At 42.8% G+C, this 24,903-nt stretch carries 15 protein-coding genes; 4 read left to right on the top strand and 11 right to left on the bottom strand.

Going from position 1 to position 24,903, the window contains the following annotated elements:
* Positions 1-10: 10 nt before the first annotated feature.
* The gene (locus tag G7Y45_RS13110; protein WP_165014773.1) at positions 11-4,486 is read right to left on the bottom strand and encodes a DUF5113 domain-containing protein; all 4,476 of its coding nucleotides are present in this window, start codon (positions 4,484-4,486) and stop codon (positions 11-13) included.
* 131 nt (positions 4,487-4,617) lie between these two features.
* Here G7Y45_RS13110 and G7Y45_RS13105 point away from each other — a divergent pair, with 131 nt between their 5' ends.
* Positions 4,618-5,556, top strand: a complete 939-nt coding sequence (locus tag G7Y45_RS13105) for a ribose-phosphate pyrophosphokinase (protein ID WP_005777652.1) — start codon at positions 4,618-4,620, stop codon at positions 5,554-5,556.
* An 80-nt stretch (positions 5,557-5,636) separates the two neighbouring features.
* Here the strand turns inward: G7Y45_RS13105 and G7Y45_RS13100 are convergent, their stop codons facing one another.
* The 8 genes from G7Y45_RS13100 to G7Y45_RS13065 form a co-directional block, all read right to left on the bottom strand.
* Positions 5,637-6,800, bottom strand: a complete 1,164-nt coding sequence (locus tag G7Y45_RS13100) for a phosphatidylinositol-4-phosphate 5-kinase (protein WP_005777650.1) — start codon at positions 6,798-6,800, stop codon at positions 5,637-5,639.
* A 50-nt stretch (positions 6,801-6,850) separates the two neighbouring features.
* A complete protein-coding gene (locus tag G7Y45_RS13095; RefSeq protein ID WP_165014770.1) occupies positions 6,851-8,137 on the bottom strand; it encodes a pitrilysin family protein in 1,287 nt (428 codons plus the stop codon).
* The gene (gene kdsB / locus G7Y45_RS13090; RefSeq protein ID WP_005777647.1) at positions 8,134-8,892 is read right to left on the bottom strand and encodes a 3-deoxy-manno-octulosonate cytidylyltransferase; all 759 of its coding nucleotides are present in this window, start codon (positions 8,890-8,892) and stop codon (positions 8,134-8,136) included. Before kdsB ends, G7Y45_RS13095 begins: the two co-directional genes overlap by 4 nt.
* Positions 8,893-8,921: 29 nt before the next feature.
* Positions 8,922-9,290 carry a 2-amino-4-hydroxy-6-hydroxymethyldihydropteridine diphosphokinase gene (locus G7Y45_RS13085; RefSeq protein WP_005805998.1) on the bottom strand — a complete coding sequence of 123 codons (369 nt, stop codon included), beginning with the start codon at positions 9,288-9,290 and terminating at the stop codon, positions 8,922-8,924.
* Between the two features lie 11 nt (positions 9,291-9,301).
* Positions 9,302-11,635, bottom strand: a complete 2,334-nt coding sequence (locus G7Y45_RS13080) for a transglycosylase domain-containing protein (RefSeq protein ID WP_032537133.1) — start codon at positions 11,633-11,635, stop codon at positions 9,302-9,304.
* Positions 11,636-11,844: 209 nt separating this feature from the next.
* Complete coding sequence (locus G7Y45_RS13075) at positions 11,845-12,312, bottom strand: HU family DNA-binding protein (protein WP_005805993.1); 468 nt, start codon at positions 12,310-12,312, stop codon at positions 11,845-11,847.
* A gap of 214 nt (positions 12,313-12,526) precedes the next feature.
* The gene (locus G7Y45_RS13070; protein WP_005805991.1) at positions 12,527-13,240 is read right to left on the bottom strand and encodes a hypothetical protein; all 714 of its coding nucleotides are present in this window, start codon (positions 13,238-13,240) and stop codon (positions 12,527-12,529) included.
* A gap of 863 nt (positions 13,241-14,103) precedes the next feature.
* Positions 14,104-14,595 carry a PepSY-like domain-containing protein gene (locus tag G7Y45_RS13065; protein WP_165014797.1) on the bottom strand — a complete coding sequence of 164 codons (492 nt, stop codon included), beginning with the start codon at positions 14,593-14,595 and terminating at the stop codon, positions 14,104-14,106.
* A 338-nt stretch (positions 14,596-14,933) separates the two neighbouring features.
* On the opposite strand from G7Y45_RS13065, the gene G7Y45_RS13060 reads away from it, so the two are divergent.
* The 3 genes from G7Y45_RS13060 to G7Y45_RS13050 all read left to right on the top strand — a co-directional run bounded on the left by G7Y45_RS13060 (position 14,934) and on the right by G7Y45_RS13050 (position 21,453).
* Positions 14,934-18,203, top strand: a complete 3,270-nt coding sequence (locus tag G7Y45_RS13060) for a TonB-dependent receptor (RefSeq protein ID WP_165014767.1) — start codon at positions 14,934-14,936, stop codon at positions 18,201-18,203.
* Positions 18,204-18,219: 16 nt separating this feature from the next.
* Positions 18,220-20,304: a RagB/SusD family nutrient uptake outer membrane protein gene (locus G7Y45_RS13055; protein WP_165014794.1), complete on the top strand. Its 2,085-nt coding sequence runs from the start codon at positions 18,220-18,222 to the stop codon at positions 20,302-20,304.
* Positions 20,305-20,502: 198 nt separating this feature from the next.
* Entirely contained in the window at positions 20,503-21,453 is a 951-nt protein-coding gene (locus G7Y45_RS13050) for a Dyp-type peroxidase (protein ID WP_032537134.1), read from the top strand.
* Positions 21,454-21,456: 3 nt separating this feature from the next.
* Here G7Y45_RS13050 and G7Y45_RS13045 read toward each other — a convergent pair whose 3' ends face one another.
* Both G7Y45_RS13045 and G7Y45_RS13040 read right to left on the bottom strand, forming a co-directional pair.
* Complete coding sequence (locus G7Y45_RS13045; protein WP_032537135.1) at positions 21,457-23,628, bottom strand: fimbrial protein; 2,172 nt, start codon at positions 23,626-23,628, stop codon at positions 21,457-21,459.
* Between the two features lie 179 nt (positions 23,629-23,807).
* The gene (locus G7Y45_RS13040; RefSeq protein ID WP_206265617.1) at positions 23,808-24,764 is read right to left on the bottom strand and encodes a helix-turn-helix domain-containing protein; all 957 of its coding nucleotides are present in this window, start codon (positions 24,762-24,764) and stop codon (positions 23,808-23,810) included.
* Positions 24,765-24,903: the final 139 nt, after the last annotated feature.

The raw sequence follows: 24,903 nt of genomic DNA, 5'->3' as shown, positions 1-24,903 counted from the left end.
ATTAGTTTTCTTATCTTTTAGGTACAGTAAAATAGACTGTAAATCCTCCCCCCTGTGCCGGTTCGGCATTGATGCGACAACCGCGTCTTCCGGCAAATTCATCATGATCACGGATAATTTGTTTGCATATCAAGTATTCAGTTCCCCGTAACTCACCTTTTTCCCCCGAAGTCATACATGCCAGATTCGGATAAAACAACAGGTTCAGCTCTTCTACGTGTTTTTCACGTCTTCTGTCTGTAAACAGGAAACGAATGTATTCTCCGTCTGCGACAGCTTTTAATATCAACTCTCCATCCTGATGGAAAGAGAGGGCTTCATCAATCAGGTTTTCCATAAGGAAACGCAATTGATTGATATCTCCTATTACTTTAGCTTCAAGAGGCTCTATAGCCATCGTTATCTTATTGGCTCCCCCTTTACCAGCTTTCTTGAAATACTTACCGGCATATGCCATTATATCGGCAACCGGAATTGTTGTTCTCCGAAATGTAACCTCTTCCAACTGACGTGAAGCACACGAACTCAATATCGTAAAAATACCTTTATAATATTCTATCAGCTCACTAATGGTCTCTACACTCTCCTTCTCTTCCTCTTCTGAGAGGGACTGCACATTCAACCTGCCGATGATCTGTTTGATTTTATTCGGATAATAAATCGTTTCATGTTTAATGGTCGAAAGGCAATTATCCAGTACCATGTTCTGTACATGCAGCATACTGTCTTCCCATGAAGCTCTTCTTGTTTCTTCATGTGCTGCTTCAATATCGCGGTATTTCGTAGCAAGCCTGACAACTGCATTAAAGACCACAATGCCTACATATCTGGAGATCAATTGAAACAGCAGGCGGTCTGCCTCTTGCATGCTTTCTTCCTGCCTTTCCAAATATAATACACCCACACACTGATGTTCACCTCCCGCATCGACCAGCAAAGGCAATGCTTGCATGTCTTTGTCAGAAAGATAAGACTGACAGTCAAAACATTGTTGTACAATTTCCGGAGTCACATTCATGTGAGGACTGGAAGCAAACTCAAGCCGATGTCCCATTTCGTTATATACTGCAATGCCTAACCTCTCTATGGTCAAAAGTTCGTTTACCGAGTCAAAAGCTTCATTTACAATTCTCTGTGGTATCTCTTTCAGCGTATCTTCTTCGCGTTGCAAAGCTTCTGCCGATTCTTGCGTACGTGTCAGTGAAGAGGCAAATACTTTTTTGTTAATCTCCAGGACTTGCTCCAGATTCAGGCGGTTCAGGAGCCGTTTTCGCATGTACAAAAGATAATAGCCGCAAAGAGAAGCCACTAACAAAAGAATACACAAAATAATCCCTACTGTCTTATTAGTAGTCGACCGTTCCAGTTGACGGCAATAACCTTCCAGAGACTGATCTTCTCCAGTCAGTTTATATAATGCCGTATAAGCGACATTATTGTAATTATATGCATCCAGTTTTTTGAGACCTAAGAAAGCGACTGACGCTTCGTTTCGCACATCCAATATCACATGGAAATCGGTATTGAACGGTTCCACCCACCATTCCAGTTCGGCCGGTACTCCACTCCCCACCAGTTTCATATATCGTTGAGGATGGCGAGCATACTTTTTATAATGTGCATTCAGTCGGTTTAGTGCCGAATCGGCATACTGCAAAGCGAGTTCAAAATTTTCTATCACATTACAATAGTACACTGTATCAGCAAAGCGGGAAGCTTCGTCTAATAAACGTTCGTATTCCTCTTCAGCTACCAAGGTTACGGAGTCGACAGGGACATCTTTCAGTTTCTCCGGCATCGGTTCATCCTGACAAGAGAAAAAACTGCAAGATATGATCAGGTATAGCCAGATCCCGAAGATCTTACGTATCCCGGGAGGCAACCGGAAATAGAAGCGACTTCCTTTACCCGGTGTGCTCTCTACGTTAAATGTACACACCCTGAACAAGTCGTTGGTCTTTTTGTATTTCTCAATAATTCCCTTACAATTCATCAGTCCGAACCCACTGCCTTTACTACGTTTCAGTTCTTCTTGATCCGTACTTTCTTTCATCCCTATCGATTGAGAATCATAGACTTTCTCACCGATAATTTTCGTTATATCTTCAGACGAAAGTCCCCGTCCGTTATCCTCCACAGAAATCTCCACATATTCATCGGTCGTCCCAGCATATATCTTCACGGTACCTCCCTCCGGGGTATATTTGCGGGCATTCTCGGCCAGAGTGTTAATCATAAACAAGGTCAGAGCTTTATCCGCCTTTACCAATGCCCCTGTCGGTTCTATTTCAAGCCTCTGCTTCTTCATTTCAAAAGCTTTACGCCCTTTGCCTATCAACTCAAACAGTTCGTTCAACTCAAAATTTTCAATATTCAGGCTAAGTGAACCTTGTCTCATTTTAATCCACAACGCCAATATATCATTGTATTCATTGATAGTAGTGACCAGTTCGTCAATGTACTGGTACTTCTCTTTTTTTATCCGGTCGTCATTAATAAAGCCTTTTTCCGTCAGCTTGTGGACTTCGTTAATAATCCGATCTATATACGGATTGATTCCGTCTACGATAGCCAGGCAGGATTTTTTTATCAGGTTCTGACGTTTGTTTCCGGCGATATGCTGTTCATAAACATACCTTTGTTTTTCCAGCTTATTTCGTTCATCACCCAATGAAATAAATGTCATTCCATTGTCTAATGCCCAAGCAATATAAGGAGTTATTACTTTCACCAACGCCTGTTCGTCTTTATTCAGCCGATGGCGGGTAAAGAGAATCAAAATACCGATAGGATCTGTTTTATCGGGTACATATAAATTAAAGTCGGCTCTTATACCAATCTCGCTACCCGGCTTTACTTCAGTTTCCTGTTCACTTTCACATTCTTCGTCAAACTTAATTTCTCCAGCTTCTTCATCCCTCACCCCGATTCTGATTCCTGTCGCACTAAACAATTGTTCCATATCCGGCAATATCGATCCGGCGATGGCACGTACAATCTCACTTTCATCCGCCACATCAGCCGGGATAGAAGCGGTGATTTTCTGACAGACATCCAATGTTTGTTTCAAACGGGCAATATGGATGCGGTTTCGTACTTTCGATCTTTTGTTGAACAGCCAAAACATGACAGCAACCAGTACGAGCCCTATAACTACGAAAAATAATACCACATTCAACTGCCTGGATTCTTGTTCCAGAGACAGGTAACGACTCTCCAGTTCCTTGTCCTGACGGGTATATCGCAAGATATCCAAATAGACATTTCTATTATAATCCGAAGCCGGTTTCATACCCAGACACGCAAATGACACACTCAACTGTTCACGTATTCTGGAGATCCATTCCGGCACAGTTTTCACCTTTTCTTTCCCAAGCCAGGTTACTTCAGTATATGCCACATCTTTGTTTGGGACAAACACCTCCAGTTTATCAAGTGTATCTGCTACAGAATGGTAATATGTAATATGGTGCTGGTTCACGCAATCCAACGCTTTTGCCAACGTGTCCAGCGCTTCTGCATAGCGCCCATGAGCATTCAGGTATTTGCCGATTGATACATACGCACCCGCTATTTGATAAAGGTCGTTATATTTACGAAAACGTTCCAGTGCCATTTGTCCTAATCTCAACGGCAACAATGAATCTACAGGCATACCGAATCTTGTCAGAGCATGCGAACGCCTGTTCAGGAATAATTCATAACTACCCGGAGATGCCATCAGATTGGCAAGCCCCTGCAAGCCATTTCCTTCGAAGTATAAATATCCTTGCTCCGATGCCATTTTCCAAGTGGTATACAGTTCATCAAACTCTTCAAGCTTCCGGTCTTCCGGTGTTTTCCCCTCACATAAACCGGCTGAACCTTTGATATAATGAAAATAGAGAATTTGGTTTGTATCGGCTGCCAACTCCTCGTTTTGCCGTATTTCGTTCAGCGAAGCCATCGCCTCGGCACGTTGTTGCAGATAGTAGTAATAAACCGCTGAAACGATAAAAAATTCTGTAAAAGCATAATTCAACCGGGCACTTTCGTGACGATCTATAAACAGGTTACTTTCTTCATCAATCCGCTTCATTCTCCGGATTGCACTATTCCTGTAATCATAGAACTCTTTATTCATAGCTGTCCGCTGATAAATTTTCATCAGTCCGATATCAGCAATCAAAAGCTCCAGTTCATTTTTCGTCAGATTGTAGACCTCTTTATACAAACGTTCCGAATTATCAAAGTCCATCCGCATGAAAGCGCAGAAAGCAAGATTATTAGAAGCTTCCGCTTTTCCCTGCTGGTACATGCTAACCTCTTTATAGGCCTGCGACGCAGCCCGGCAAGAAGAATCCAGATTTCTATATCGATAAGTATATGCCAGTTGGTTTAGCGAATCGATATGCTGTACCTCCTTGGTTGGAGCTGTATCGACACAAGAGAAGAATGTCGTCAGCAACAACACACAGAAAAGCACTATAGGCAAACGCGGATTCATTTCTTTTCGGATACAATTAGTGTTCAGGTAGCAAAACTACAATTTTTTCTACAATAAGTCTTTTAAAATGCCCAGATAATTCATACCTTTGCGCGCAAATTATAACCAATAGGTAACAACTATTACACACAATGAGCGAAAAAGCACCCTTTATGGTATTCTCGGGAACTAATTCGAGATACCTGGCAGAAAAAATCTGCGCAAGCCTCAATTGTCCTTTGGGAAACATGAATATCACCCACTTTGCTGATGGTGAATTTGCAGTTTCTTATGAAGAGTCAATTCGTGGCGCACACGTATTCCTGGTTCAGTCCACTTTCCCTAATTCTGACAATTTGATGGAACTTCTTCTGATGATCGATGCAGCCAAGAGAGCGTCTGCAAAGAGCGTCGTTGCAGTTGTCCCCTATTTCGGATGGGCACGTCAGGACAGAAAAGATAAACCACGTGTTTCTATCGGCGCAAAGCTGGTAGCAGACCTGCTTTCAGTTGCAGGCATCGATCGTCTGATCACAATGGATTTGCACGCAGACCAGATTCAGGGCTTCTTCAATATTCCGGTGGATCACTTGTATGCTTCGGCCGTGTTCCTCCCCTATATTCAGTCATTGAAGCTGGAAGAACTCGTAATTGCAACTCCCGACGTCGGTGGTTCAAAAAGAGCAAGTACATTCTCCAAATATTTGGGTGTACCCCTGGTTCTCTGCAATAAGTCACGTGAGAAAGCAAATGAAGTAGCCTCTATGCAGATCATCGGCGATGTAAAAGGTAAAAACGTAGTATTGATTGACGATATTGTTGATACTGCCGGTACTATTACAAAAGCCGCCAACATCATGCTTGAAGCCGGAGCTAACTCAGTACGTGCCATTGCCAGTCACTGTGTAATGTCCGATCCCGCATCATTCCGTGTTCAGGAGTCAGGACTGACTGAAATGGTCTTCACCGACAGCATTCCTTATTCTAAAAAATGTGTCAAAGTAAAACAGCTGAGCATTGCCGATATGTTTGCCGAAACAATTAAACGTGTAATGAACAACGAATCCATCAGTTCACAATACATTATCTAAGAAAGATAGGATAAAGGACAATAAAAAAACGTAGAACTTTCAGTTCTACGTTTTTTTATTTATGCTTATCTCTGCTCTGTCTATTGTTCCAGTCGTCCGAATTTGTAAGTTCCTTTACGGATTACTTTTCCGGTACTATCTGTTTCTACAAACGGTCCATTTTTCTTACCTTGCTTGAAGAAGCCTTCATAACGATTCCCGTTTTTATCTTCTTCCACTCCATTGCCTTCCTGCAATCCGTTCACAAATCCACCTTTATATTTGGTACCGTTTGTCAAAGTAAGAGTACCTTTACCATTAGGCTGGTTATTCTTCCATTCTCCCTCGTACACATCCCCGTTGCTCCATTTATAGGTTCCATGTCCGTTACGCTTGTTATCTTTCCATTCACCTTCATATACGGCACCGTTAGCCCAGGTAAACGTACCTTCACCATCCTGCATGCCATCTTTGAAGTTACCTACATATTTGTCACCATTAGCATGATAATATATACCGGAACCGGTACGTTCGCCCTGCAGATATGAACCTTCATAGCGGTCGCCTCCCAGAAAGAAGATACCTTTTCCATGTTGCAAGTCGTCCTTCCAGTCACCCACATATTTTTCACCGTTTGTATATTCAAAGGTTCCTTTACCTTCACGGACATCATTTTTCCAGTCACCGTCATATCTACAACCGTCATTCCATTCCAATACGCCTTTACCGTCTTTTTTATCATTTTTCCAGTCGCCCACGTATTTGGAACCGTCTCTCCAAGTGTATGTTCCTTTACCTTCACGTTTGTCGTTCACCCAGTCACCCACATATACGTCTCCATTATGGTAATACATCGTTCCCGGCCCGTGCTGATAATCCTGAAACCACATACCGTCATAACGGTTATTGTTCATAAAATAGTAGATTCCGTTGCCATGTTGCTGGTCCTGGTACCACTGTCCTTCATACCGTTCACCGTCTGGGAAAGTATAAACTCCGAATCCCTCACGCTTACCTTTTACGTACTCTCCTTCGTAAACGTCGCCATTCTTAAAAACAGTCTTACCTTTACCGTTTGGCTTACGTCCCTTCATTTCTCCGGTATATACGGAGCCATCCTTAAACGTGTAGTTTCCTATTTTAATTTCAGTAGAGAAGGTGTCCCGCACTTTGCTGAAGAATCCACCTTTATTTTGTGCGACAGCACTCCCTTGCGAAAGAGCCGCTAAAATGAGTGCTGTATAGATGTATCTTGTTGTTTTCATTTGGCAAATATACAATTTATACACTAAAGCTGCTTTCTTTTGACGCTTTTTTATGCTAACTTTTTACCTGCAATGACCTCTTTTAAATTCTCTTTGCACAAATAACGACCTGCCAACTCCCGTATTTCTTCCGGCGTAACCTCCTTCACAGCTTGTAGCGAGCGGGCAAAATAAGCATCATCCAAACCGGAAGTAAGGATAAACATCCAAGCGTCAGCCAGTGAGAAAGGTGATTCATAATTCCGGCACATCTCTCCAAGCATATAGTTACGTACCATGGCCAGCTCCTCTGGTGGCACCCGGTCATTCTGCAATTTATCGATCTCCTTGTAAACTTCCTGTATCAACGGTTCTACATATTCATTCGCTGTCTCCGTGCTGATGCCAAGCAGGCCACTACCCGGATAGAACATGATCCCGGCAGAAATTCCATAGGTATATCCTTTATCTTCACGAATATTCGACATCAATCTACTGCCGAAATACCCCCCGAACAGAGTGATCAACACTCGTAGTTTCAGATAATCGGGATGTGTTCGCAAGATAGTTGTAGTTCCCAATTTCACCGCACTCTGCATTGCATCTTCTCTTTCCGTGAAAATACGCTTCTCCGGGACCGCAACAAACGGATATTCTTTCTTAACCAGCCTTTGCTGATAGTTGCCAAACGGAACCGTACCGAATGCAGCTTCTATACGGCGGGTAATTTCGTCCGTTACTTTACCGGAAAGGTAAATATAGCAATTTCCCGAATGATAATACGTATTATAAAACTCACGCAATAAGTCTGGAGTTATGTTATGATAGTCTGTCTCCTCCACATAGCGTCCGCATGGATGTTCTTCACCATAAAGTGCCCTCAGTAGACTCCTGTGTGCCAGAAAATCCACTTTTGATGTATTAACCAGATACTGCTGAATATTGGCATCTATTACCGTATTCAGTTCTTTTTCCGGAAAAAGCGGCTCTTTGATAATCGATTCAAGCACATCGAGCGTTTCGGCAAAATACTTATTCAGTGAGTACAGTGTGACATATGCATATTCCGCCGAACTGGATAGTTCGAGCCATGCCCCGTAATAATCCAGCCTTTCAGCAATCTCTGCTGCCGTATATTTCCGGGATCCTTCACGCAACATACGGTTCGCAAACAATGCCTGTAGTTTTTTCGACTGTTGCCAACGTCCGCCACCAAACAAAATGTCAACGCGTACCACATCCTGTTCGCCGGCATTGATAACCGTCAACGGTACTCCATTCGGCATTACCGTACGTTCCGGAGGAAGGATGTTGAACTGAACTAATTCCTGAATTTCGGGTTGAAGTGTCCGGTTCATAATAAATTATTTTTCTGTAAAAACTTCTCTGCCTCTTCCAGGTCCTGAGGTGTATCGATCCCGATTGTCTCTACTTCACTGATTCCGACTTTAATGGTATACCCGTTTTCCAGCCAGCGAAGTTGTTCCAATGATTCAGCCAGCTCCAACGAAGACTGTGGGAGTGAAGTTATCTCTTTCAGTACTTCTGTTCTGTATGCATATAGTCCGATATGTTTATAATAAGTGTGATTTTTCAACCAATCTTTTTTATCTGCGTTACGTTGGTACGGGATCACAGACCGGCTGAAATACAATGCATTCATGTTCTTATTCAGTACTACCTTCGGAGAATTCACATTTTCCAGCACGGCAAGCTCGTCATCTGCCGGAAAGGGTTTCACTAAAGTAGCAATCTGTGTAGACACATCTTCAAAGCAGGCTTTTACAGCTTTCAGCTGCGAAGGCTGAATAAAAGGTTCATCTCCCTGTATGTTAACCACTACATCAAAGTCCCCGCCTATCTTTGTACAAGCTTCATAACAGCGGTCTGTTCCACTTTTATGGTTAACAGAAGTCATTATTACCTTGCCGCCAAATGCTTTTACAGCAGCTTCGATCCGTTCGTCATCCGTGGCTACATAGGCATCATCAAGCACACCGGCCACTTGTTCATATACACGTTGTATCACCGTTTTTCCTCCCAGCATAGCCAATGGTTTTGCCGGGAAGCGGGTAGAAGCATAACGTGCGGGAATTATTCCTAAAAATTTCATATTTCTTATATTTAGTTGCGAGCCATAGGCTACTTCAGTTCTTCAAGTCCTTTGAGAATATAGTCTCTTTTCAAGTCTTCCGGTTTCAATACCCGGTTATCAAAAACGAGTAAGTCGATATCCAGACAAACCTTTTCCCTCTTTTTGTCTTCCTTCTCTCTTCCAGCCTCCTTTTCGATTGTTTTCAACTCTTTCACCACCCGTTCGGCGTCCGCATCAGTATAGAAGCGAGCCACTTGGTTAGAGAACAACGCCGGATTACGAAAGAATAACGGCCTTGTTTCCTGCTCACCCGTAAAACGGATGGAGGGAAACAGAGCCGTCAGCCTCCTGCGGGCAAGAAGGAGATTCTCCTTCCGGTTATAATTACTTCCGATACAAATCAGACAGGAGTGCATCGCTGACTACATTAATTGAATAAATCGTCCAGTCCCGATGCCGGTTCATCTATGATGCTATCCCCCGAAATACTGAAGTCTTTGCACGGGTCAAATCCGTCAGGCAGTTTAAAAGTCTCTTTCGGATCATATCCCAATGTCTGGTCTGCATACACCTTATGCATGTATTTGGTCCAGATGGGCAATGCCAGCGCAGCACCCTGTCCATCTCTCATCGAGTCAAAATGGATATCCCGTTCTTCACCGCCTACCCAGCAACCGGATACCAGTGAAGGAGTGAATCCCATAAACCATCCATCCGAGTTGCGCTGAGTCGTTCCGGTCTTACCACCCATATCGGCTGTTATTCCGTACCTGCGGACACGTCCTCCTGTACCTTCATTGATTACGGCACGCAGCATTACCAGCATCTTATAGGCACTCGATGCACTGATCACCTCTTCCATCTGTGGCGAGAAGGTGGACAACACATTGCCTTCACTGTCTTCTATTTTGGTCACAAACAAAGGTGCTACCCGAATTCCCTTATTCGCAAAGGCTGTATAAGCACTGACCATCTCTCCTACCGAAATTTCGCACGGACCAAGACAGAGAGATACTGTAGGTTGAATTTCTTTATTGCGTACCCCGAAAGTGTGGATCAGACGTGCCAACGCATACGGGTTCAGTTTACTCATCAAATAAGCCGATATCCAGTTATTTGAGTTGGCAAGTCCCCATTTTAAAGTTACCATTTCACCATAATGTCCTTTCGAAGTATTCTTCGGTGACCAGGGCTTTCCATTTTCATCAATAAGGGTGATTTCCACGTTGCGTGTTTCATCGCAGGGAGAGAATCCGTTTTCCATTGCCAACGCATATAGATAGGGTTTAATAGTAGATCCCACCTGTCGGCGCCCCACCATCGCCATGTCATATTGGAAATAAGTATAGTTCGGTCCACCCACATATGCCTTTACCTGTCCGTTTATCGGATCCATCGACATAAATCCGGCACGCAGGAAGTGTTTATAATAACGGATGGAATCCATTGGAGTCATAATGGTATCTTTTTCACCGTGCCATGTGAAGACTGACATCGGCTCCGGCTTGTCGAATGCCTTCTTGATCTCCGTTTCCGAGGCCCCGGCTGCTTTCATGCTCTGATAACGGCTGGTCTGCTTCACTGCCCTGTCCAGAATGCGGTCAATCTCTTCTTGAGTCAATTGATTGCTGTACGGAGCTTTTTTGCGTCCTTTCTTCTCTTTGAAGAACAGAGGTTGCAGATAGTCTCCGATATGCTCTTCCACTGCCTCTTCGGCATAACGTTGCATGTGCGAATTGATGGTTGTATAAATTTTCAGCCCGTCCGTATAGATGTTATAGTTCGAACCGTCCTTTTTCTTATTTTTCTCACACCAGCCATACAACGGATTCATTTCCCAGTCGATCGAGTCTTCATAGAACTTTTGCATCTGCCAGCCACGATAGTTACTGCGAACGGGTTTAGGAGCAGTCATCACACCACGTAGATATTCGCGAAAATAAGTAGCCAATCCTTCTTTATGGTCCACCCGGTGGTACACCAGCTCCAGCGGCAGGTTCTGCAACGAGTCACACTCCTCCTCCGTGATATATCCGGCTTTTCTCATCTGGTCGAGTACTGTATTCCGCCGTCCGCGCGAACGCTCATTAAAGCGTACCGGATTGTAGAGTGAAGGATTCTTACACATACCGATCAGCGTGGCCGCCTGTTCAACTTTCAAGTCCTTCGGTTCACATCCGAAATAGGTATAGGAAGCCGTTTTGATTCCTACTGCATTGTTCAGAAAGTCGAACTTATTGAGATACATACTCAGAATTTCCTCTTTGGTGTAATATCGCTCCAATTTCACGGCAATCACCCACTCTATCGGTTTCTGAAACAGACGTTGCAGAGTGTTTTTGGCAACTTCATCTGTGAACAGCTGCTTGGCAAGTTGCTGCGAGAGCGTACTACCTCCACCTGCGTTTTTCTGCATCAATAATCCACGTTTCACTACAGCGCGTATCAGTGCCTTGGCATCAATACCCGAATGTTCGGCAAAGCGTACATCTTCCGTTGCTATCAGTGCATTGATGATGTTAGGTGAAAGTTCATTATATGAGGTATATACACGATTTTCCTTACTAAGCGACCATGTTCCTAAAACCTTACCGTCCTCCGAAAGAATTTCGGTGGCAAACTTGTAATTTGGATTTTCCAATTCTTCCACAGGAGGCATATATCCAATCCATCCATAAGCGATAGAAGCAAATACTGCAATTCCTGCCAGCACCATCAGTGCAAAGAAAATCCAAAGGCCTTTTACTATCTTCTTAACCATTTTATTCCGTAGTTTTATTCGAAGTTGCAAAGATAATCATTCCCTTCCATCTGACAAGCGTTCCCTTCCATGTTTGCACACAAAAAAGCCTAAGCGAAGTAAAAAAAGGCTCCCGGCCGTCCCGTTTTTTCGGAAACCGGCCGGAAGCCATACACACATCCTGTTTTCTATTCGTCTGTTACAGGATCATTACCTCTCCGTCAGCCGTTTTATGCCGTCGGATCATCTACGATACCTCCGTCTCCTCCATCAGTTGTCCCTTTCAGGTAATCGTCCAGACTGATCAGGTCCAGTTTTTCACCCGCACGGGTAGCCGTTTTGGTAATTTTCAACTCTTTGTTAGCCTGAAAATAGATACGTACAGCCTCTACACTTTTGGCCGTGATGTCTTCTTTCTTTTCGGCACCTTTCGACTTGGCTGCGAGCATAAACACCCCCAATCCTTCAATGTTTACCGCTTTTCCTTCCAGCAGCTGCTCTTTCAACTTTTCTACAAAATTCTGAATCGTACTCTTAATGTCACCTACCGAAAGTGATGAACGGTCCTGGATTTTCTGTGCTATAAACTTCAGGTTTACCGACCGACCCAATGTAATGAGTTGCGGATAATACCTCTTCGGAGAATTCTCAACGCGCGGATCTGACGGGCGTTGCACTGTTTTAAAAATTACACTCATACTACGTTTCTTTTTAAAGATTTAAATTTCATTTTTATAGTCTCGTTTCGTTGATCAACAGTGCAAATATCCGGTTTTCCCTGAAGAGTACCAAGCAAAACAGCCCCTCACGGAGTGTTTTTCAGGATTATGATATAACTCGCTTATTATCAACTGATCTCACGACTACATTACAGAATAGCTTTATTTTCTTTACTCTGCCTTTAATCTCATATTATTTCTGTCGCCAATATGGATGCAAAGCTGTTGCAATATTAAAATCTGATACATTAAATTCATAATCCCAATCAAGTCGAGTCCATAAACCTGAGTTTTCTCCAATGATAAATACTACACTATCACACAAGACAGCTTCAAATTCATATGGATGCCGCCCGATCTGAAAGTTTAGAATTATAAACCGAACTGGGGACTTGTCTTGCTTTGGAATCACAACAGAAGTGCATTGGAAAATCGATTTAGCTTGCCGACCGATAGACCTGTTGTTTTTGCTCATCACTTCAATGGCTTTCTTTGCGTTTCTTGATACCGCCTTTGGATTGTAAACTGGGCCATATTGAGGCTTGATATCAGCAAATAATAAATCCATTTGCCTTGATAACTTCGTAAGTCCCTCGATAATCATTTCTTTCATGTTCGTTGGGCTGATTTTACAAAAGTCTTCCCATGTGGCAAGTTGTTTTTCAGTGGGAAAATTTTCATTCCCGACGTCAAACCACGCAACAAAATCTCCATTCAAAGAATCTATGTTGATTGGATGTTTGGTTTCATATAATCCTAGGTCTCCAATTCTCCAAAATTGGGAATTGAAACCTGATATGTTATTTACTATTTGTTGAAGGCAAGAGAACTGATGTTGTTCGCCTTGCTTTAAGGCATCAACAGTTTTTATTCGTTTCTTTTGTAATAGATCAATAATATCTTTCATTTTATTCTTTAAGTTGATAATGTCCACTGGCTATCTAACTACGCAATTTGTTCGATACGACTCTTTTGGCATACTATCACATGTAGAACAAATGATATTTTCACACATAGAGTCATTCCTTCCGAGATTTACAACATCAGCTTATGGACTTCATCATAATTCTAATATCTAATAAATTAATTATCAGAAATTTATATACATATCATCCGACCGCACATAATCATGTCTCTAAAAATACGGTTTTGTCTAATTACTCACAGAGGAATCTGTTCTTTTTTTCTTCTATCCTATAAAATAGTATTTCATGACAGTTGTTACTCCAATCATCATATTATTATGATTCGTAATAGTAATCATCTTACCAAGATACCCTTTCATAGATGCAGACAATTTTGTAAAATGTAAGTTAGACAACAAAATAATATTCTAAAAATCAAAAAGATATAGTTCCTACAAAGAGAATTATCGGAAGGAGGTAAGACTGATTACCTGAAAAGGGTGTAGCTATCCAAGGTGAAAGGTGTAGCCATAACGATCGGATGGCTACACCCAAACAACAGTTGGGCTACACCTTTCTCAAATGCAATTTTGGAGAAAAGCTAAAGAATAATTGCGTCCGGGAATGAATTGTACGAGCATAAGAAGATAACGATACAAAATCTGAGGATGATTCTGAAACCATGGCACAATAAAAAAGAAATCTCAATGAACAATCGCATGGAGAAAAGGAATGATCTTCATAGATTAGTCACCACAGATTCACAAATTACACAGAGAAAAAAGAAATCAATAGATGTGATTTGAATATCTGCGTAATTTGTTTAGCTGTGGTGAAAAGAGTAGCTGGTATTATGTAGCAAACTCTATTTAAACAGTCCGGGATAAATCTCCCCTCCTGTTTCGCTTACATTAAGAGTCTGTAAGAGTTTACCGTCCGGAGAATAAAACAACTGAAATTCCGAATCAGTGTCATATTCCTCCACTTCGATTATGATGACCGCCGGCTGCTTGGGAAAAGTGATGATTCTTACATCTTCCAATTGCATGGACGCCATCGTACTTTGCATAAAGGCCTTTGCCACAACAGGAGGAACAGCCTCCAAAGATTCGACATCGGTCTCTGTCATCAACCATTTACCTTTATCACTGAACCAGACGTTTAGCTCCCACCCTTTCACCCTGATATCGGCAATGTGATAATCTCCTTTTCGTTCCCAATCGACCGTGGTCACTTTAGGATACATTTTCTGAAAGGCTTCCTGCACTTTATCGGGAGGAGGAAAACCGGCTGAAAAAACAGTGCTGGAAATGAATAACAACATTGCCATCAACAAAAGGGGGTTAAGCTTCTTTATCATTTGGGTTTCTATTAATTTAAGTTTGATACAACAACAACGTCAAGCGGATTTTGTTTGTGGATTTATTCCACAAAATTGTGGTGAATTCCACATTTACATCCCCGTATTATACTTCATTAGTGCCTTATACCATCTTTTCACATCTGGCATAATCTTTGTCTACTTCATCAATTAGTTTCTTTTCAGAGAAACCGGAATAATTGTATCACTTAAAAGAAAAATTATGAAAAAGTAGAAGAAAACAAAAACTAACAAGACTTCGATTCCGAAATGAGGACGGAGTTACAAAAGAAGTAAAAAACTGAAAAACATGTTTAACTCAAACCTATTAATTTATGACGAAAAAAAGTAACCTATCCTTAAGGTTTACAAGAGTATGGGAAAAACACTGCCTGAAAACAGTAGTTGCTACTTTGTTGCTGTGGTGCGCACAGTCGGCACAAGCGACGACCGATACTTACAAAACACAAGCGACTGCCAGTATACAACAACAAACCGTGAAAGCCACCGGTGTAATCATCGACAACACGGGTGAACCACTTATCGGAGTTTCCGTAAAAGTGCAGGGCACCAATACGGGAACCATCACCGACTTGGACGGAAAGTTCTCTATTGACACTCCCAAAGGAGCTATCCTCGAGTTTTCATTTATCGGTTACAAAACTGTCACAACGGAAGTGACCGGAAAGGAACTCCATATCACCATGCAGGAAGATTCAAAGCAACTGGATGAAGTAGTAGTTGTGGGCTATGGTTTACAAAAGAAAGTAAACGTTACCGGATCTGTAAGTATGGTCAATGCGGACGTCCTGGAGTCGCGCCCCGTACAGAATGTGTCACAGGCACTGCAAGGAGTTATTCCGGGACTGAATATGTCCGTGGGCAGTAGCGGTGGTACACTGGATGGCGAACTAAACGTAAACATCCGAGGAGCAGGTACGATAAGCGATGGTTCGAGCAGTAGTCCGTTGGTACTGATCGATGGAATCGAAGGAGACATGAATACAGTCAACCCGAATGATATTGAATCGGTATCTGTACTGAAGGATGCAGCTTCTTCATCGATCTATGGTGCGCGTGCGGCATTCGGGGTCATCCTGATCACTACGAAGAGTGGTAAAAGTGGCAAAACACGTGTAAACTATTCGGGTAATGTACGTTTCTCGGATGCCATTCAGTTGCCTGACATGGTGGATTCTTACACCTTTGCGCAGTATTTTAACCGGGCTTCGACCAATGGTGGGGAATCTCCTACCTTTGACGAAAAAGCATTGCAAAATATTCTGGACTTCCAAAACGGAAAGTTTACCGATCCTTCCACTCCCGAGTATTACGGGCTGGAAGCTGGACCGGACGGCAAATGGAAAAGCTATGCAGGATCATTTGCCAATACAGACTGGTTTAAAGAGTTTTACAAAAGCTGGACACCCTCTACGGAACACAACCTCAGTATCAGTGGAGGAACAGAAAAGCTGACTTATATGATCAGCGGCAGTTTCTTGAATCAGAATGGCCTTATCAAGCACGGCGAAGATAACTTCAACCGTTATACGATGAATGCTAAAATCTCGGCAAAACCTGCGGAGTGGATCACGTTAAACTACACGAGCAAATGGACCCGTGAAGACTATGACCGCCCAACTTACATGACAGGCGCATTTTTTCATAACATTGCCCGCCGCTGGCCGACCTGTGCTCCTATGGATCCGAACGGTCATTACATGCCCAATATGGAAATCATTCAGTTGGAAGAGGGAGGTGTGCAAACGAGCCAGAAAAACTGGTATACCAATCAGCTGCAAGCTATCTTCGAGCCCGTCAAAGACTGGCGAATTGTAGTAGAGGGAAGTATGCGTACCTATACACGAAAGCAACATTGGGCAGTATTACCGATCTATGGATATGACGTGAACAACAAACCTTACTTATTGTCGTGGAACGGTGGAGCGGCCGGATATTCAGAGGTTCAGGACGAACGTGAAGATGAAGATTACTTCTCCGGCAACATTTACAGCGACTATGCAAAAACAATCGGTGATCATTATTTTAAAGTGATGGGTGGTTTCAACGCCGAACTTTTCCGGCCAAGCGGAATGACCGGATTCGGAACTGACCTGATCAGTTCGAATGTTCCTTCTTTAGGATTGACTCAGGACAATCAGAAGGCAAATGCATGGGCACGCGAAAGAGCAATTGCCGGTTTCTTCGGACGTGTGAACTATAACTACAAAGAGCGGTATATGTTAGAAGCCAATCTGCGTTATGACGGTTCTTCACGGTTTGTAGGCGATAAGCGTTGGGGATTGTTCCCTTCTTTTTCAGCCGGATGGAATATCGCACGCGAAGATTTCTTCCGTCCTTTGGCCGGTATTATCGGCACCTTAAAGCTGAGGGGCTCTTGGGGGCAGCTTGGCAACAACAACACGGATAAGGCCAATGCCTGGTATCCCTTTTATCAAAATATGATTACGGGATCTGCCAATTCCGGATGGCTGATCGACGGCAAGAAACAAAATACAGCTCAACTGCCGGGCATCGTTAATTCACTGATGACATGGGAAACCATTGAATCATGGGATCTCGGTCTGGATTTTGGTTTGCTCAATAATCGCCTGACAGGATCGGTCGGTTATTATAACCGTTACACATACGATATGATAGGTCCTGCTCCTATATTACCCCCCGTACTGGGAGCTCTACCCCCTCAAGTGAACAACTGCGACATGAAGTCATACGGTTGGGAGCTGGAGCTCTCATGGAGAGACCGCATCAGCGAGTTTGATTATAGTGCGCGATTCGTTTTATCTGATGGAAAACGTAAGATACTGAAATATCCAAACCCGACGAATTCACTCTCTTCGGACGTATACTATAATGGACAGATATTGGGTGACATCTGGGGATACAAAACTGTTGGTATCGCACAAACCCAAGAGGAAATGAATGCGCACCTGGCCAACGGAGGCACACCCAACTGGGGAACAAACTGGGGAGCCGGTGACATTATGTATGCAAACCTGGATGGAAAAGAAGGGGTTAACAACGGATCGAACACTCTGGAAGATCATGGTGACTTAACAATTATCGGTAACAGCACACCCAGGTATAATTTCGGTCTGACACTGACCGGAGCATGGAAAGGATTCGATTTCTCAGTATTCCTACAGGGAGTGATGAAAAGAGATTACTGGTTGGACGGTCCGTACTTCTGGGGAGCAAATGGCGGATTATGGCAATCAACTGCATTTAAAGAGCACATGGACTATTGGCGTCCGGAAGGTGATCCTCTCGGTGCAAACACTAATGCTTACTACCCAAAACCCTATTTTAATACAGATAAAAACCAGAAAGTACAAAGCGGATATCTACAGAATGCCGCATATTGCCGTCTGAAGAATGCCCAGATTGGCTACACTCTGCCCAAAACATGGACCCGGAAAGCAGCAATGGAATCGGTACGTGTTTATGTGTCCGGAGACAATCTGTTGACCTTCTCGGGAATCAGCGGAGTATTTGATCCGGAATTATTGGGTAGCGACTGGGGAGACGGTAAGCTCTATCCTTTGCAGAGAACGATTTCTATCGGCTTAAATGTTAACTTCTAATTTTACCAGACAAATGATGAAACTAAAACTGAAACATATCTGTTTCTGCTCGTTAATCGGAATGGGCGGACTGGCACTGACTTCATGCAACGACTTCCTGGACCGTTCGCCAATCAGTGATATCACTCCGGAAGATTACTTCAACACAGTAGATCAAGTGGGAAGCTATGTTATCAATTACTATGACGACTACCTTGAAAATTCAAATACAACCAAGATGTATCACCAAAGGGCATGGAACTCCGGAGTGGTAAGAAATGATGCTAACACCGACAATTTATTGAGTGATGATGGAAACCTTGATTATTTTGCGGGAAACAAACAGGTGCCCGAAGGGAAAAATATTCAGGAACCTCTGAACCGTATTCGTGTGTGGAATTATCTCTTTGAACAAGTACTGCCGAAAGAGAAAGAGGGTACGATTCCCGGAGATGCAGAATTGTTGAAGCAGTATATCGGAGAGGCTTATTTCTTCCGTGCCCTGGCGTATTATAACGCATTGGTACGTTTTGGCGATTATCCCATCATTACCGAAGTATTGCCGGACGACTCCGAAACACTGATCAAGAAAAGTCAGCGCGCACCGCGCAATGAAGTGGCACGCTTCATTCTAAAAAATCTTGACGAAGCTATCAGTCGCCTGAAAGAACGTGGTTTCCAGAATAACCAGCGTATTAACAAACAGGCTGCATTGGTGCTGAAATCAAGAGTTGCACTGTTCGAAGCAACCTTCGAGAAATATCATCAGGGAACGGGGCGCGTACCGGGTGATCCAACATGGCCCGGAGCCGTAATGAGCTATAACAGTGGAAAAACATTCGATATAGCAGGAGAAATAAACTTCTTCCTGACGGAAGCAATGCAAGCAGCGGCAGCAGTTGCCGATCATGTTCAACTGGCAGAAAACTCGCATGTAATGAATCCTCCATACAATACACTTTATGGGTGGAATCCTTATTTCGAAATGTTCAGCCAGCCGGATCTTTCGAATGTGGAAGAAGTACTGCTGTGGAAACAATATAACCTGTCACTTACCGTATCACATTGTGTAGGTGCACGCCTTAAAAACGGAGACCGCACCGGACTGACACGTTCACTGATCAAAACATTTCTGATGAAAGACGGTATGCCTATCTATGCAAGCAACAATGCTATTGATGACAGAACGGTTTCTGATGAAAAGAAAGACCGCGACGAGCGCTTGCAACTGTTTGTGTGGGGAGAAAAAGATGCGTGGATGACAGATGAAAGAGCAGATACAGTGAAGAATTACAATAAGGACCAGGCGGGAAACATGGTAACGAATCCCGTACCTGTACCTTGGGTAAAATCTACAGTAATCAGTGATCAGGAACAGACACGTGATATCACCGGTTATCGTTCCCGTAAGTTCTATCCGTATGATGACGAACAAAGCAGATCGGACGAATTGCTGGGGACCAATGCCTGTCCTATTTTTCGTGCTTCCGAAGCATATCTTAACTATATTGAGGCTTGTTATGAGAAGAATGGTTCGTTAGACAGTAAGGCACAGGACTACTGGAAAGCCATTCGCAGACGTGCCGGTGTCGATGAAGACTATCAGAAGACGATCAATAGTACGGATCTGAGCCGCGAAGACGACCTCGGAGTTTACTCGGGAGACCGAATGGTAGATGCGACGCTTTACAATATTCGCCGTGAACGCCGCTGCGAATTTATCGCCGAGGGCATGCGCTGGGATGACCTGAAGAGATGGCGCTCTTGGGACCGGTTATTTACACAACCGTATATTGTAGAAGGCATCAACTTCTGGGATGAAGCCTATAAACTCTACACAACCACGGATAAAGACGGAAATGAAAAGTCTGCTGTAGTAGCCGATGGCAGCACATCTGCCAACATGTCGCCGAAATCGGACGGGAAATACGTACGACCACTGCGAAGGACACAAACGAATAATCAACTTTATGACGGATATACCTGGAAAAAAGCTTATTATCTGGAACCACTCGGACTACAGGATTTGCAATTGTCGGCCACCAATCCGGAAGACATCAATACATCCATGATGTATCAGAATCCATATTGGCCTGTCGGTACAGGAAAAGCGCTTGAGTAATGTCGCCAAATACGTAAAACCGTAATATAACAAAGTTCACCACAGAGTTTATACAAGGTATGTTTGCCGATGTATCCTGTGGTGAACAAAATCAAACCTCCGAATGAACCTAAGCCAAGTCTTTTAAGTTATATGATATTCTGATTTGATCAGATCAGACCGACTACAATAAACAACAACTTTAAAATATAGGAAAGTATGAATGTACATGAAGAATTATTCGGTGGAAATATACCACAAGATGTAACTGAGAAACAAGGCGAAAACGCTATTTTTATTGTTTATGGACTGAAGCAATCGGACGATGCAATCAAGCAAGTAAAAGATGTATGTGCTAATTTCTCCGCCCTGATACGCAGTATGCGTAACCGTTTTCCTGATATGCAATTTAGCTGCACGATGGGGTTTGGTGCCGATGCCTGGAGCAGACTTTTTCCGGAGTTGGACAAACCTAAAGAGTTAAGTACCTTTGAAGAGATAAAAGGAGATAAATATATAGCTGTATCTACCCCGGGCGACTTGTTACTGCACATCCGGGCTAAACAGATGGGTCTCTGTTTTGAATTTGCCTCTATAATTGACGAAAAACTCAAAGGTGTGGCAGAATCCATCGATGAAACACACGGGTTCAGATATATGGACGGAAAAGCGATCATCGGTTTCGTAGACGGTACGGAGAATCCGGCCGTAGATGAAAACCCTTATCATTTTGCAGTTATCGGTGACGAAGACCCGCAATTCGCAGGAGGCAGTTACGTTTTTGTGCAGAAATATATCCATGACATGATAGCATGGAACTCGCTTCCAGTCGAAGCACAAGAAAAGGTGATTGGCCGCCGCAAATATAATGATGTGGAATTGTCGGACGAAGAGAAACCGCAAAATGCCCACAATGCCGTAACCAATATCGGTGACGATTTGAAAATCGTACGTGCCAATATGCCGTTTGCCAACACTTCTAAAGGAGAATATGGAACATACTTTATCGGCTATGCCAGCACCTTCAGTACTACCCGCAAAATGTTGGAGAACATGTTTATTGGTGACCCTGTGGGGAACACCGATCGTTTGTTGGACTTCAGTACTCCGGTAACAGGCACATTGTTTTTTGTACCTTCGTACGATTTGCTTGCTACACTCGGAGAATAGTAATCACTCTCCATACAGTACAGTCTCCGCTATCCAGGCAAAAACATTGGCTATCAGTTTGGAGGCATCATTATTAATGGTCCCATCATCATTATTTATACGATTATTAGTGGTCCCTCCTGTACCTGTTCCCGAGTTGCCTATATCCGTATCGCCCCAATAGACTATTCTTCTTGAGTAGTCTATGCCTAAAACAATTCCTCCTGAAGATCCCATCAATATAGGAGTGATGCCTTTAGAAGCATCGGTATTAAGCAATATCTCACCATGAAAAGAATCGTAATTGCGTAAGGAAAAACCAGTGCTGACAGGAGTATATGAACCACTGGTAAAAGGACCGGTGCTAGTAAAATAACGATTACTGTCTACCGGGTTTGCCAAAGGAAATGCTCCGGTATTACTTCTGATAAAAGAAATGCCACTATTTCCACCCAATATCTCTTTTAATAAATTCTGGCTGACATCACTGGCATCATAAGAAACAATCAATACACGGTTCTTTTTAGCCTTCACCCAATTGTGCGCTTTCTGGGCATCCGAGATCCCGAATAAAGAATTGCTCATATAATGGACATAAACGACATCAAAAGCCGCGAAAAGAGCATCTGTCAGATTATTATTGCTCGCACTCACGCCAATCAGATTATATCCTCCGCATTCAACTGTTCCGGCCGGACCGAAATTATTTTGATTATTGAGTATTCCGCGAAGACCGGTTGCGCGCGCCTCTGCATTGCCAGAGCCAATTATATTCGTTCCTAAATATCCCAAACCGGCATTGAATGTTAAAAGATCAATTGTTTTGTAGGCAGCGACATCATATCTCTGCTGTATATTCACTAAAATACGCCATCGATGGGCTGTAATCATAAAGTTTTGAGTACGGCGGATATTGCTTGCCGAATTGTTCTGCAGAGCTGTAATCACCAGTTGACTCCCATTCTGTGTTTTTTCTACTTTAAAGAATTCATTTGCTAATGACTGGTCGGCGGTTCCTTGGGGAGTTCCTGCCGCGTCGGCCCATTGTAAAGTATAATCCGGAAGATCGGTATTCACACTGATGATTCCTGCCGAACCGGCTTTGTTCTTGAGGATGATCTCTCGCGAAGATACCCCAAAATGATGTTCTCCATCGAAACTCATGTCAATGGTATAATCATCCCATGCCTGTACTTCGGCTACGATATGGGCGGAACGATTATTCGCCGCTTCGTCCGGACTACCCCACCCCGGACCTGAGACCTTCTTTATATTGAAAATATACTTATGATTACGAAGTACTTGCCCGAAAGCATTTTCAACATTATCGGGATCAAAATCCATACGGTAGTAACCCGGTTGATCACTTCCTTCATAATAACCCTCCACAATAATACAGGTTGCCTGACTGACCCGATTGTCCGGGGCTGGTGAATCGGCCTCAGGCAAGTAGAGTTGGGCTGAAAATTCATTCAGGTCCTCAGCAGGTACAGGATACAGGACACTGTTTACATTTCCGGTACTTCCGGCAGGTACGCTCGGAAGCGTAACCCTGACGACTCCGGTTTCATCGGGTATTATCTGTAAGTGGTCATTGGCACGATATGCTTTCACCCCTGACAGCTTAAAGTTTGCCACTTCCGTAGCTTTCACGTCTACCCGGGCAATGGAACGTAACATCTTTATCCCGGTAATATTATTTATAACCGTTGCTTCTAATCCGCCGGGCAATTCATACTCCCCATACATTGGAAAATCGGAAGTGATATTGTTGAACCGGAGATTGATGTTCTTTTTCACCAAATCTTCGCTATCATCCACCGAAGGCTCATTGGCTATTACCGCATCGGTAGCATTGGCTAATATGAGTAATTTTAAAGGCGAACTGCTTGATTTTAATAAAGCTTTAAAAGAAGCAGCGGATGAAGTGTTGTTGATGGATATGCCGGGTACACGGTACTTATATTTACCTTCTTCAAACACTAACACTTGAATCTCACTGATTTTAGACTCATGATCGGTCGTCGCAAATGTTCCTCGCGTCCGGGCATATGTAGTGGAGGCCGGTATGGTTATCACTAACCTTACCGATACATCCTCTGTATTATTTCTATCTGCATCTCCGGGCACTTCCATACTGTCGGTACATGACATATATAAAAGGCCGGTTATCAGAATAACCATTAATTTTTTCATTAGGGTTTAGGTTTATTTTCTCAGATACAAAGATGGACTTTTTCAGGAAGGAATCCGTGGCGTTTAATGAATGGTGTAAACAAAGATTTTTCTATTATCACATCTCACATGAATTTATTGTCCAATTATGCAACAATCGGAAATGTGTATAAAGACGTGTATCCATTTTCGAAACTTCATTATAAACTTTTCACCAGTTCTTGTTGCCGGTTAAAAAAATGGATTCGCTGAACCTCACCACTCTGCGAAATCAAAGTTGAATACTTCTTTAATGACTGTATCCATACCTTCAAATGCTGAAATAGCAAATCATCTTTCGAAGTTATGGAATTAATGGAAAAGACCCCTATCAGGCATTGATGGTAGATATCTGTTTCTACATAACTATATGTAGACTCAAAATTGATATCGGATATATATATTTTCACATCTTTTCCGGATGAATATTTTCCCTGAGCTGAGATCTCCTCCAATTCATTCAGTAATACCAATAATTCCTTCTTTATTCTTTTTACACTGTCTTCTGATATCAGATTGATATTTAAGAAAAACTTGATCTCATTGACCAATCTGATAAATATCTCTTTATCCCATATATAATTGGTTGTCTGGAATAGCTGGGATAAATTTACAAATTCTTTTTGCTTGTCAATCAATTTTTCCGGAATCTCCAAATCTTCATAATGCCTGCCTGCATATGTGCTTTCATGTTGGTAAATCCATTTGAAAAGCTGGAATTTGGATAAGGCTTCATACTTTAAATACAGGGTTTGCGGAACGGTATTTGAGGAGGTACTTCTTTCCGAACTTTCCCGTTCAATCAATTGACCGAACAACTTTATATACGAATCAATAATAGAATAATAGGTCTCCGCAGGGCATTGACATTGCAACATATTCAGATTAACGATAGCGTTGTCATTCAAATCGGCCCCTACTATTTTATCAAGAGAAATGCCCATGTGTTGAGATATGGTGGCAACTTCGGCAAAAGTGAACGGCACTTCACCCCGCAACCGCCTGTAAGTAGCTTCTTTGCCAAGGTAAAGAATGTCCATCAGCGCATTTGCAAGATTATTCCCCTTGGGTAAGTATATTTTCATTGCATCTATTAAATCTGTATTTATATCACGCATAATCATTGTTTTTATATTTTTATCTGTAAACAAGTAATCTGTAACTTTTGTTGCGCCTATCGAAACGAACAATCCCTTTGATGACGGTGCGTTGCATTATCAGAGCTTTCTTTTTCAGGGGTTGCTTCAATAGACACTT

Source organism: Bacteroides sp. ZJ-18, assembly GCF_011038705.2.
GTDB classification, from domain to species: Bacteria; Bacteroidota; Bacteroidia; order Bacteroidales; family Bacteroidaceae; genus Bacteroides; species Bacteroides hominis.
This window is presented reverse-complemented; position numbering and strand designations above follow the sequence as displayed.

What these genes read in the sequence shown, in the direction of transcription:
- G7Y45_RS13080 (WP_032537133.1), bottom strand. Translation starts at nt 11,635, where the DNA reads ATGGTTAAGAAGATAGTAAAAGGCCTTTGGATTTTCTTTGCACTGATG.
- G7Y45_RS13060 (WP_165014767.1), top strand. Translation starts at nt 14,934, where the DNA reads ATGACGAAAAAAAGTAACCTATCCTTAAGGTTTACAAGAGTATGGGAA.
- G7Y45_RS13105 (WP_005777652.1), top strand. Translation starts at nt 4,618, where the DNA reads ATGAGCGAAAAAGCACCCTTTATGGTATTCTCGGGAACTAATTCGAGA.
- G7Y45_RS13040 (WP_206265617.1), bottom strand. Translation starts at nt 24,764, where the DNA reads ATGCGTGATATAAATACAGATTTAATAGATGCAATGAAAATATACTTA.
- kdsB (WP_005777647.1), bottom strand. Translation starts at nt 8,892, where the DNA reads ATGAAATTTTTAGGAATAATTCCCGCACGTTATGCTTCTACCCGCTTC.
- G7Y45_RS13055 (WP_165014794.1), top strand. Translation starts at nt 18,220, where the DNA reads ATGAAACTAAAACTGAAACATATCTGTTTCTGCTCGTTAATCGGAATG.
- G7Y45_RS13045 (WP_032537135.1), bottom strand. Translation starts at nt 23,628, where the DNA reads ATGAAAAAATTAATGGTTATTCTGATAACCGGCCTTTTATATATGTCA.
- G7Y45_RS13110 (WP_165014773.1), bottom strand. Translation starts at nt 4,486, where the DNA reads ATGAATCCGCGTTTGCCTATAGTGCTTTTCTGTGTGTTGTTGCTGACG.
- G7Y45_RS13100 (WP_005777650.1), bottom strand. Translation starts at nt 6,800, where the DNA reads ATGAAAACAACAAGATACATCTATACAGCACTCATTTTAGCGGCTCTT.
- G7Y45_RS13050 (WP_032537134.1), top strand. Translation starts at nt 20,503, where the DNA reads ATGAATGTACATGAAGAATTATTCGGTGGAAATATACCACAAGATGTA.
- G7Y45_RS13075 (WP_005805993.1), bottom strand. Translation starts at nt 12,312, where the DNA reads ATGAGTGTAATTTTTAAAACAGTGCAACGCCCGTCAGATCCGCGCGTT.
- G7Y45_RS13085 (WP_005805998.1), bottom strand. Translation starts at nt 9,290, where the DNA reads ATGCACTCCTGTCTGATTTGTATCGGAAGTAATTATAACCGGAAGGAG.
- G7Y45_RS13070 (WP_005805991.1), bottom strand. Translation starts at nt 13,240, where the DNA reads ATGAAAGATATTATTGATCTATTACAAAAGAAACGAATAAAAACTGTT.
- G7Y45_RS13095 (WP_165014770.1), bottom strand. Translation starts at nt 8,137, where the DNA reads ATGAACCGGACACTTCAACCCGAAATTCAGGAATTAGTTCAGTTCAAC.